The organism is Brevundimonas sp. (assembly GCF_032017145.1).
GTDB lineage: Bacteria > Pseudomonadota > Alphaproteobacteria > Caulobacterales > Caulobacteraceae > Brevundimonas.
The window spans coordinates 1-9,233 of sequence record NZ_DALZQC010000123.1; the positions used below are offsets into that span (position 1 = coordinate 1).

Annotated in this window: 7 protein-coding genes; 5 read left to right on the forward strand and 2 right to left on the reverse strand. The window is 64.9% G+C overall.

Annotated elements, in window-relative coordinates; all coding sequences use genetic code 11:
• Together RTU05_RS15560 and RTU05_RS15565 are read left to right on the forward strand one after the other, a co-directional pair.
• A partial coding sequence (locus RTU05_RS15560) for a tyrosine-type recombinase/integrase (RefSeq protein WP_312599251.1) occupies window positions 1-1,189 on the forward strand: 1,189 nt, incomplete at its 5' end.
• A 272-nt stretch (window positions 1,190-1,461) separates the two neighbouring features.
• Entirely contained in the window at window positions 1,462-2,949 is a 1,488-nt protein-coding gene (locus RTU05_RS15565; RefSeq protein WP_312599252.1) for an integrase arm-type DNA-binding domain-containing protein, read from the forward strand.
• A 36-nt stretch (window positions 2,950-2,985) separates the two neighbouring features.
• On the opposite strand, the gene RTU05_RS15570 is transcribed toward RTU05_RS15565, so the two are convergent.
• Together RTU05_RS15570 and RTU05_RS15575 are read right to left on the reverse strand one after the other, a co-directional pair.
• Entirely contained in the window at window positions 2,986-4,287 is a 1,302-nt protein-coding gene (locus RTU05_RS15570) for a HipA domain-containing protein (protein ID WP_312599253.1), read from the reverse strand.
• On the reverse strand, window positions 4,284-4,634 hold the full coding sequence (locus RTU05_RS15575; protein WP_312599254.1) for a helix-turn-helix transcriptional regulator: 351 nt from the start codon (window positions 4,632-4,634) through the stop codon (window positions 4,284-4,286). The genes RTU05_RS15570 and RTU05_RS15575 overlap by 4 nt, the downstream gene beginning before the upstream one ends.
• A gap of 378 nt (window positions 4,635-5,012) precedes the next feature.
• On the opposite strand from RTU05_RS15575, the gene RTU05_RS15580 reads away from it, so the two are divergent.
• The 3 genes from RTU05_RS15580 to RTU05_RS15590 all read left to right on the forward strand — a co-directional run.
• On the forward strand, window positions 5,013-6,308 hold the full coding sequence (locus RTU05_RS15580; RefSeq protein WP_312599255.1) for a hypothetical protein: 1,296 nt from the start codon (window positions 5,013-5,015) through the stop codon (window positions 6,306-6,308).
• Window positions 6,309-6,619: 311 nt separating this feature from the next.
• Window positions 6,620-7,285 carry a hypothetical protein gene (locus tag RTU05_RS15585; protein WP_312599256.1) on the forward strand — a complete coding sequence of 222 codons (666 nt, stop codon included), beginning with the start codon at window positions 6,620-6,622 and terminating at the stop codon, window positions 7,283-7,285.
• 236 nt (window positions 7,286-7,521) lie between these two features.
• The coding region (locus tag RTU05_RS15590) for a ParB/RepB/Spo0J family partition protein (protein WP_312599257.1) at window positions 7,522-9,233 on the forward strand (1,712 nt) is incomplete at its 3' end.

Genomic DNA, 9,233 nt, shown 5'->3' on the forward strand with positions numbered 1-9,233 from the left:
CCTCTCCAGCTCCGAAAAGCTAGCATGGGTGTCCACTGAAACGAGGGAGGATCAGAACCTTCGCCATACGACCAGTGGAAGGCGAAGCGGGGTGCGCATTAAGTTGAAAGGGCTCAACGTCGTTCGTAAGACGCGCGCCGACGGGACGACGGTTACTTACTGCTACGCTTGGAAGGGCGGGCCGCGCATTGAGGGCGTGCTCGGGTCCGCTGAGTTTATGGAGGCCTATCATGCGGCTCTCGCTGACCGGCGACGTAAGCCGTCTGATACGCTGGTGGCTCTGCTAGATGCCTATGAGTCCTCGTCGGACTTCCTCGCTCTCGCTGAGCGCACCCGCACAGATTACAAGAAGCATCTTCGCGCCATCGCGAGCGAGTACGGCGATTTCCCAATCGCTGGCTTGAGCGACAAGCGGGTGCGTGGCGACTTTCTCTCCTGGCGCGATCGACTAGCGGTCAGCTCAAGACGCAATGCAGACTATCGCTTCTCCGTTTTCGCTCGTGCCCTGTCATGGTCCGTGGATCGCGGGCTGGCCCCTTTCAATCCGTTGGAAAAACCGGGACGTGTCTATCGTGCTGAGCGCAGAGACAATGTCTGGACCGATCATGACGAAGCGACCTTCCTGGAGAAGGCTCCGCGCCATCTTCAGCTGGCGCTCACGCTCGCGCTTTGGACGGGGCAGCGGCAGGGGGATCTGCTGCGGTTGACCTGGAGCGCCTATGATGGCGACGTCATTCGGATCAAACAGCGCAAAACCAAGGCCCGTGTGGCGATCCCCGTCGGGGCGCCGTTGAGGGCTGCCCTTGAGACACTCCCCATCCATACCGGTGAAACCGACACGATTCTCACGACGGAAGCCGGGCGAGCCTGGACAGAATCTGGCTTTCGCGCGTCGTGGAACACAGTCTGCAAAAGGTCGGGGATCAAGGATGTCACGTTCCACGATTTGCGCGGGACTGCAGTGACCCGTCTGGCTATCGCTGGATGCAACGAAGCTGAGATCGCCACGATCACTGGCCACAGCTTGCGCGACGTCGGGGCGATCCTCGACGGCCACTATCTCAAGCGCGATCATTCGCTGGCTGTGTCAGCGATCAAGAAGCTCGAAGCGCGAGCTGGTTTTCCAACTGATTTTCCAACTGCGGATGATCGCGCGTTTCGGGTCCCCGTGGCGGGGAAAATTCGCTAAGAAAAACAAAGGGAGACGATGGTGGGTGATCACAGGTTCGAACTGTGGACCCGCTGATTAAGAGAACCCGTTCTTCGGTTTTCCGGACCCCGCCGATTGCACGCTAGGGCACGATCAAGCAATTGAAATAATTGACATTTTATACCCACTAGCGCAGATTTGGCGTGTTCTTCGCATTTCGAGAAACAGACTCTCGAGCCGGAGTTCACCGTCCTAATCACCGTCCTAATGGGGGATTTCGGCACCGTCCTAACGCCGAAAACGTCAGCAAAATGCCCGATCAACGCCTCGCTTTAACGGACAAAATTCTCATCGGCATGCCCTTCGCCAGACGCGGGCAGATCGTGGTCCGCGACACCGAACAACCCGGCTTCGCGGTGCGGATCGGCGCCTCGACCAAGACCTTCATCATCCAGGCTGATCTGCGCCGCGACGACGGCACGCGCTCAACCATCAAGATGAAGGTCTGCGAGGTCGGCGAGTTGAACACGCGCGCCGCACGCGCGAAGGCGAGGGGACTCCTGCTGCTCATTGCCGCCGGCGAGGATCCGCGTCCCAAGAAGAAGGTGGAGATTCTGGCCGCGGCCAAGGCCGCCGAGAAGGCCGAGGACGAGGCTGCGCGCGCCGCGCCGTTGGGCGTCCCGACGCTGCGGGAAGCCTGGTCGCGGTTCAGGGTCTCCCACCTGGAACGGAAACAGCGCAGCCCCGCCACGATCCGGGGGTACACCGATCATATGGAGCGTTTGTTCGCGGACTGGCTCGACCGGCCGCTTTCCGAGCTCGGTGACGAGCCCCGCCTCCTGGCGGATCGTCACGACCTGATCAGCGCGAACAACGGGCCCGCCATCGCCAACGGCGCCATGCGCACCTTCCGCGCCGTCTACAATCACGCCCGCAAGACGTGCCGTGCGCTTCCGCCGGAGAACCCGGCGGCCGCCGTCGACTGGAACCCGGAGAAGCGCAAGGACACCGCTATGGGGGTCACAGACCTGCCGGGCTGGTTCGAACAACTTGCCAGGATCACGAACCCGATCCGCCGCGAGTTCCATTTGATGACCCTGCTGTCGGGGTCCCGGCCGGAGGTGCTCAAAAACGTCCGCGTCACCGATCTGGATCTGAAACACCGGATCATGCATCTCTCCAAGCCCAAGGGCGGAGAGATAAAGGCCTTCGACGTGCCTCTGTCGCGGGCGATGATGGAATCCATCTTCCGGCTCAGGCGGATCGCGCCGATCATCTATCCGGAGAGCGGTCGCGTGTGGCTGTTCCCGAGCGATGCGCCCTGCGGTCACATGACAGAGCATAAGGAGGACCGGGCGGTCCTCAGCCATTGGGGCAACGACCTGCGTCAGACCTACCGGACGCTGGCCCAGGCCGCCGAGGTCTCCGAGGTCGATATGCACCTTCTTATGAACCACGCTCTGCCCGGCGTGAACTCGGGCTACATCACCCGGTCCAAACTGATGCGGGATCATCTGCGCACCCAGCAGGAGCGATTGTCAGCCTTCTTCATCGGCGCCGCGGTAAAGCGCGGGCGTCCGTCCAGTGACGAACTGAGCCGGTGGCTCAACAGCACCAGTCGCACTTTGCTGGACGATCTGATGGCGGAAGATCCGGATGCGGTTCGGCTGAAGGCAGGACCTCGGGCGGCGATCCGCAAGCTTGAGGTTCAGGCGGCGCGCCTGGCCGTGCATGCCCTGCCGTCGGTTTTGATCGATGCGCCGTCCCGGCGAAGCCGGATCTCAACCACCCGCCTGTAACCGAGGCGCGCTCAAACAAGGCGACGGGCGGTCGACTTAAAGCACCGTCCTCAGTGACGGGTCGATGGATTGGCGCCAGTCCGCGCCGACGCCGGCGGCGTCGGCGAACTCCGGCCACCGTTCGACCGCGTCGCGGACCTCCTGGACGATCGCCCGGGCGCGGCGCGCATTGATCGACGCGGTGCGGGCGCTGGCGTCGAAGTCATCGAGGGTGAAGCCGTCGCGCTTGCCGTTCATCGACATCTGATGCCGCGCCGTCCACAGGCCGGTCGGATTGTAGCTCCAGGTGATGTCATAGGCCGGCGACAGCGACCAGGCGCCGGATCGGTCCATCAGGAACGCGATGTTCTTGACGTGGTCGTCCTGATTGCGGGCGATGATGTTGAAGGCCATGCGCCGGTACTGTTCCTCGATCGCCGCCATGGGCAGGCCCAGTTGGCGGATGACCAGGAAGGCCTGTTCGTAGGCATAGGCGTTCGGGTCGCAGAAATCGTAGTGGGCCACCGCCGCCAGCGACTGCATGTGTAGCTTGCCGCCGCCGGGCAGCCGGTCGAACCGCTTGGTCATGAAGTGACGCCGGCCGCCCTCTTCGAGCAGGCGGCATTCGGCCATCTGAACCCCGGCCGCGGCGGCCATCCGCGCATAGGCGTATTCCACCGCGCCATAGCCTTCCGGATCGGCCAGTTCGCGATCCTTGTTGTTCTTCACCCCGTCGAACTTGAGCAGCCAGTAGTCGAAGCCGTCCCCGGCCTCGACCTGGCCCGACCGCACCTCGTTGGTGGCGGCGTTCCAGGCGATGACCGCCTTGGCGCGGGCGCCGCCGGCCGAGGTGCCGACCCGAAGGATCTCGCGCAGGGCGTCGGCCTTCTTGCTGTCGGCGAACGACGTCTGAAGGTCGTTGCGGTGGCTGAGCACCTCCGAAGCCAGCGCGACCAGGGCGTCGATCTGGATCTTGGCGGCCTTGCGGGGCCGGGGGCCGACCGCCGGCGCGAACTCCAGCGCGCCCATGCCGCGCGGCCCAGTGTAGCAGAGGCGTTCGACGGCGTTGAAACTCTCCGGCGTGCGGCCCTGCGTCGCCAGCCAGGCGTTGATGAGGGTGTTGCCGTACTTGTCGGGGAGCGAATCCGCCAGCATCCCCGGCAGGCCATGGAAGCTCTCTCGGTTCAGGCCCGGAAAGCTGAAGACCTGCGGGCCGAGGGGCATCATCAGCGGCGCCACCTGGATGCCGCTTGTGGCGAAGGCCGGGTCGTAGGCGAAGGTCGCGACCTCCGCGCCGTCCTCCAGTGAGACAGCGCCGATCCGGCGGCCCCAAAGGCGCACCTCGGCGAGGGTCGTCACGTTTCGTCTCCCCAAGTCCAAGGCGTTCCGGCGCCGTCGTCGACGATGTCTGGTCGGGCGCGCTGCCTGGCCTTACCCTGGCGCTCTAGAAGATCGATCGGATTGGGCGGGGTTTCGGGCACGAGACGGTCGAGACCTTCGAGCTTGCCGAGCGCCCGCAGGCAGCGGACGAGATTGGCGACCTGGACTGAACCGCCGTCTTCCAGCCGCTCGATGGTTCGTTTGGAGACGCCTGCGCTCTGGGCGAACTGCGCTTGGGTCTTGCCCTGAGTCAGGCGGGCCTCCGTCATGCGGCGGCCAAACTCGGCCAGTGCGGCGTCATCGGTGGTAAGGTTGGTGATTTTCATAATTCGCCACTTTCGGCGACTTATATACATCTTTTGGGGTTAAGTCGTCAATAATGGCGACTTACGATTAGCGTGTTAGATTCCGTATAATTCGCCACTTATGGCGAGATATGAGGGTTTACTGGCCATAAATCGCCTAATGTGGCGACTTGTCTCCTATCATGGGCGGGAGCTGCCGATGTGATCAAGACCGCAGGTTTGCGACCGCAAACCGGCGCTCCGGTCTTCCCGCAGCTGCCATTCTCCGCAGGCTATGTGGAGAATAGGGCCTCCAATTTCCGCATCCTCTCGAAGGCTGTGAGACCAGCTCGCTCGTTCGCCTTGCTTACGTGGTCGTTTCGGTTTCAGCCCGAGATGAGAAGGAATATCGTCCATATCATGGTGGATCTCCGCAAGCCGCTCGCGTTCACGGGTGATCTCGTCAAAGGAGATCATCGCCAAGCTGTGGCGTTCCAGCTGTCACTGACTTCAGCCGGGGCGCTGGCGTTTGAATTCGAGCGTCTACCTTTTTCCAAGGAGACAGCCTGGATCCGCAGCCATGAGGCCGAGGACGGCGAGACAGTATCCTACTACGCATTGACCGCGCGAGCGGGCGAGGTGGCGTTTGAGACCCGCCACCTGCACCTCAACGCGCCCGTCCACATCGATGACGGGGAAGGATTTCTCGTCCTCAAGGGGCAGGCTCAGCTCGCCACTCTCAGCGCGCCGATGCAGGTCGACGAACCGTTCCTGCGCATGGGGCTGCAGGGTTTTCAGGGCTTCGGGAGCCACCAGGTCGAGACCGCTTCGGGCACCGTCTACATCGGAGGCGATCCGGCCAAGCCGGACGGGGACAAGATCACAGGGTTCATGACCCTCGTCGCGCCAGCGGCCATCGTCGACCTTAAGGCATGGCGGGAAGAGGCGGGAACGTTGCTGGAATATCTCCGGCGAATGACGAGTTTCGGGGCCGGCAAAAACCTCAAGGGGCCGACCCTCGAATACGCCAACGGAACGGAGTGGGTCCTGGAAGTGCTGGCCCAATCCGAAGGGGGCGACACCCATCAGCCCATCATCCACTTCCTCAACCAGGAGGCTTTTATCAGAGCGGCCGTCGCCGCCTGGTTCAAGCCCGTGTTCAAGGTCGAACAGCTGATGTTCGCTCTCGAATGGTATGTGATGGCCGCGGGCTATACGGAGATGCGGCTCGTTCAGGCGATGACGGTTCTTGAGAACCTGTGTCATGCCAACCTGACGTCTCGTCAGAGCCATTTTCTCTCGCCAGCACGGTTCAAGCGGCTTTCGACCGCGATGCGGGCGGCGGTGCCGGTCGTCCAGGACGATCCGGAACTCGAAGCGCTACTGACGGCTCTGCCGGGCAAGATGGCGGACCTGAACCGCCGGCCGCTGAAGGACAAGGTCAGGCTGCTCATGAAGCAGTGGAATGTCCCGGTCGCCGATCTCAATCTCGAGGCGCTGGATCGTGCAGTGAACGTCCGAAACGAGATCGTGCACCGGGGCCACTATCGCGCCGACGAGCCTCGGTCCTCGGCAGGATCGGGACTTTGGCCTCACGTGCAGTTCGTTCGGGAGATCATCGCCCGGATCGTGTTCGCGATGATCGCTTATGACGGCCAGCGGATCGGCTGGATCGGCGGCTATCAGCTGACAACCTATCCGCCGTCGGAGGTCTGATGGCGCCCCGGCGTTGGATAACGCCGCCCCAGGATCAATGGGATTTCCCCTGGACGCGCGGCGACCGCTGTCCCTGCGAGAGCGGGAAGCCGTTCGGCGACTGTTGTTTGAGCCCCGACGGGCGGCCCCATTTGAAGCTGGGGCCTATCCACCCGCCGCCGCCGGTCACCGGCTATGCCCACCCCAGATGCTATCTCAACCGGTCTGGCGACTGCTCGCGCACGATCAGCCGGGAGCACTACATCAGCCGGGGCCTAATCAGCCGGCCGGGGCTGAAGGTCAGGGGCATGCCGTGGCAGGCGGAGCCGGTGATGGCCACGTCCGCTGACGCCCTAACATCCAAGATCCTGTGCCAGCGCCACAACTCCGCGCTCTCGCCCCTGGACGCCCATGCCCAGCGGGCGTTTCTGGCTCTGGAGGCCGCGCAGATGCACGCCACCAAGGCGTCCCTGTCCCGCAAGCGGTTCTCGACTCTCATCTCCGGCGAGGCGCTCGAACTCTGGGCGATGAAAACCCTGGCCGGTCTCTATGCGACGGGCATGGACTTCAAGGTCGGGCCCTACCGGTTCCGAGACTATCCGCCGCCGATGGCCAACATCGCCGACGCCCTGACGGCGATCCCGCCCCGCAGCCTCATGCGTCTGGAGGTGCCGACGGATGCGGACGCGCACGAGGCGTCCCTTGGCCGCTCGGCCGTCTCGACCCTTCCGGTCATCGACGAGGATCAGGGCCGGCTGGTCGCGGTGATCTTCCGCCTGCAAGGGCTGGGATTGAAGTTCCACCTCGACGACGAGGGTGCGTCGACGCCGTCCGACGCGGTGCTCAGACCCCACATGATCGATGTGGTGGGGCCGAACCGGAGCAGCCGCATCTACGTCAGCTGGGGCGAAGCCAGGCCCGGTCAAATCGTCTTCCTCAAGCTGAAGCCCGCGACGCCGCGCCAAAAGGACACGTGGCGGGCGTCGCAGAAGGGCTAAGGGCTCCGCCCTCGCGCGGGCCAGGGTGAAGCGGCTGCGCCGCCGGACCGGCCGGTCTCCCCGACCTTCCGCGCCGGCGAGGGGCGTCATGATCACCATCAGGGTCAGGCTTGTGCAGGTCGGGCGATCCCCCTCCGGCCGGTCCGCCCTGGCCCTTGCTACCCCGGTCTCGCCGACGGGCAGGGTTTCAGGCGCGCAGTTCGCGTGCCTGCAACCCACGCCCAAAGGAGGCAGACATGACTGCTCAATCCACCGAAACCGTCGCGACCGAGGCGACAACCCCCGCGCACGGCGCGGAAATCACCGTGCCGCTGAACCGGCTCAAGGCCTCGCCGAAGAACGCGAGGAAGACGCCGCACAGCTCGGCGACCATCGAGGCCTTCGCGGCCTCCATCAAGGTCAAGGGGGTGTTGCAGCCGCCTGTGGTCGAGGTCGAGCGGGACGGGGAGGGCGTTCCGACCGGAAACTACCTCGTCACCATCGGCGAGGGGCGCCGTCAGGGGCTTCGGCTGCTGGCCAAGCGCAAGGCGATCAAGCGGACCCATCCGGTGCGCGTGATCGTGGACGCCGAGAACGACGCCCATGAGATCAGCCTCGACGAGAACATGACGCGCGAGGCCATGCATCCCGCCGATCAGTTCGAGGCCTTCCAGCGGCTGGCCGAGGAGAAGGGCTACGGCCCTGAGGAGATCGGCGCCCGTTTCGGGGTGTCGGCTCAGGTGGTGCGCCAGCGGTTGCGGCTGGGGTCGGCGGCACCGGAACTGATGGCCGCCTATCGGGCGGGGACGCTAGCGCTCGACCAGCTGACCGCATTCTGCGTCAGCGAGGATCAGGACCGGCAGCGGCAGGTGCTGGAGCAGATCGGTCCTCATACCCCGGCCTATGCCATCCGGCGCGCCATGACCGAGGCCAAGGTGCGGGTCGATGATCGGCGCGTCCGTTTCGTCGGCGTCGAGGCCTATGAGGCCGAAGGCGGCGGAATCCTCCGGGACCTGTTCACCGAGGACGGCGGCGGCTGGCTGGAGGACGTGGTCCTGCTGGACCGGCTGGTCAGCGCGAAACTGACCGGGCTGGCCGACGAGGCGCGCGAGCGAGAGGGCTGGAAATGGGCCGGGGTCAGCCTCGACTATCCCGACGTATCCGCGTTCGGGCGGGTCTATCCGGTGTCGGTCGAGCGGTCGGAGGCGGACGTCGCCGAAATCACAGCCCTGTCGGAGGAGTATGACCGGATCGTCTCCGAGGCGGGCGCAGAGGGGCTGTCGCCCGAAGCGGATGCGCGGCTGGAGGAGATCGACAAGGCCTTGCAGGCCTTCGGCCCGGACTTCGACTACGCCGCCGAAGCCAAGGCGCGAGCTGGCGTCATGGTGATGCTCGGCCACGACGGACTTGCCCGTTTCGAGCGCGCATTGGTCCGGGCGGAGGATGTGGTGGCCGACCCGCCGCCGCCTTTTGAGGAAGAGGCGGAGGCGGACGACCGGACGGAGACCGGGCGGGTGTCCGGGGCCGAGGCGTCCGAGGAAGACGCCGGACCGGGCTTGTCAGACCGGCTGGTGATCGATCTCACGGCCCACAAGACCATGGGGCTGCGCGATGCGGTGCAGGCCGATGTGAATGCGGCGCTGGCGACGGTGGTCCACGCGCTCGCCTTACAGGTCTTCTATCCGGGCTATGGCGTCTGGACGCCCCTGCAGCTTCGCCTGACAACGACGGGGCTGGAACGCCTCGCGCCGGGGGTAGAAGACAGCCCCGCCGGTCGCCGGGTCCGCGACCGGTGCGAGGCGTGGGGCGCGCGTCTGCCTGAGAGGGCGGAAGACCTGTGGAGCGTGGTCGCCGCATTGCCACCGTCCGAGCAGTTGGACCTGATGGCCTGCTGCGCCGCGGTCGGCCTCTACGCCGTGCGCGATCCGCACGACCGGGGGCCCGGCGCGCTGGCCCAGGCCGAGGCGCT

Bases quoted from the DNA above. Each gene is read 5' to 3' on its own strand.
- RTU05_RS15580 (WP_312599255.1), top strand. From the start codon at position 5,013: ATGGTGGATCTCCGCAAGCCGCTCGCGTTCACGGGTGATCTCGTCAAA.
- RTU05_RS15565 (WP_312599252.1), top strand. From the start codon at position 1,462: ATGCCCGATCAACGCCTCGCTTTAACGGACAAAATTCTCATCGGCATG.
- RTU05_RS15585 (WP_312599256.1), top strand. From the start codon at position 6,620: ATGGCCACGTCCGCTGACGCCCTAACATCCAAGATCCTGTGCCAGCGC.
- RTU05_RS15575 (WP_312599254.1), bottom strand. From the start codon at position 4,634: ATGAAAATCACCAACCTTACCACCGATGACGCCGCACTGGCCGAGTTT.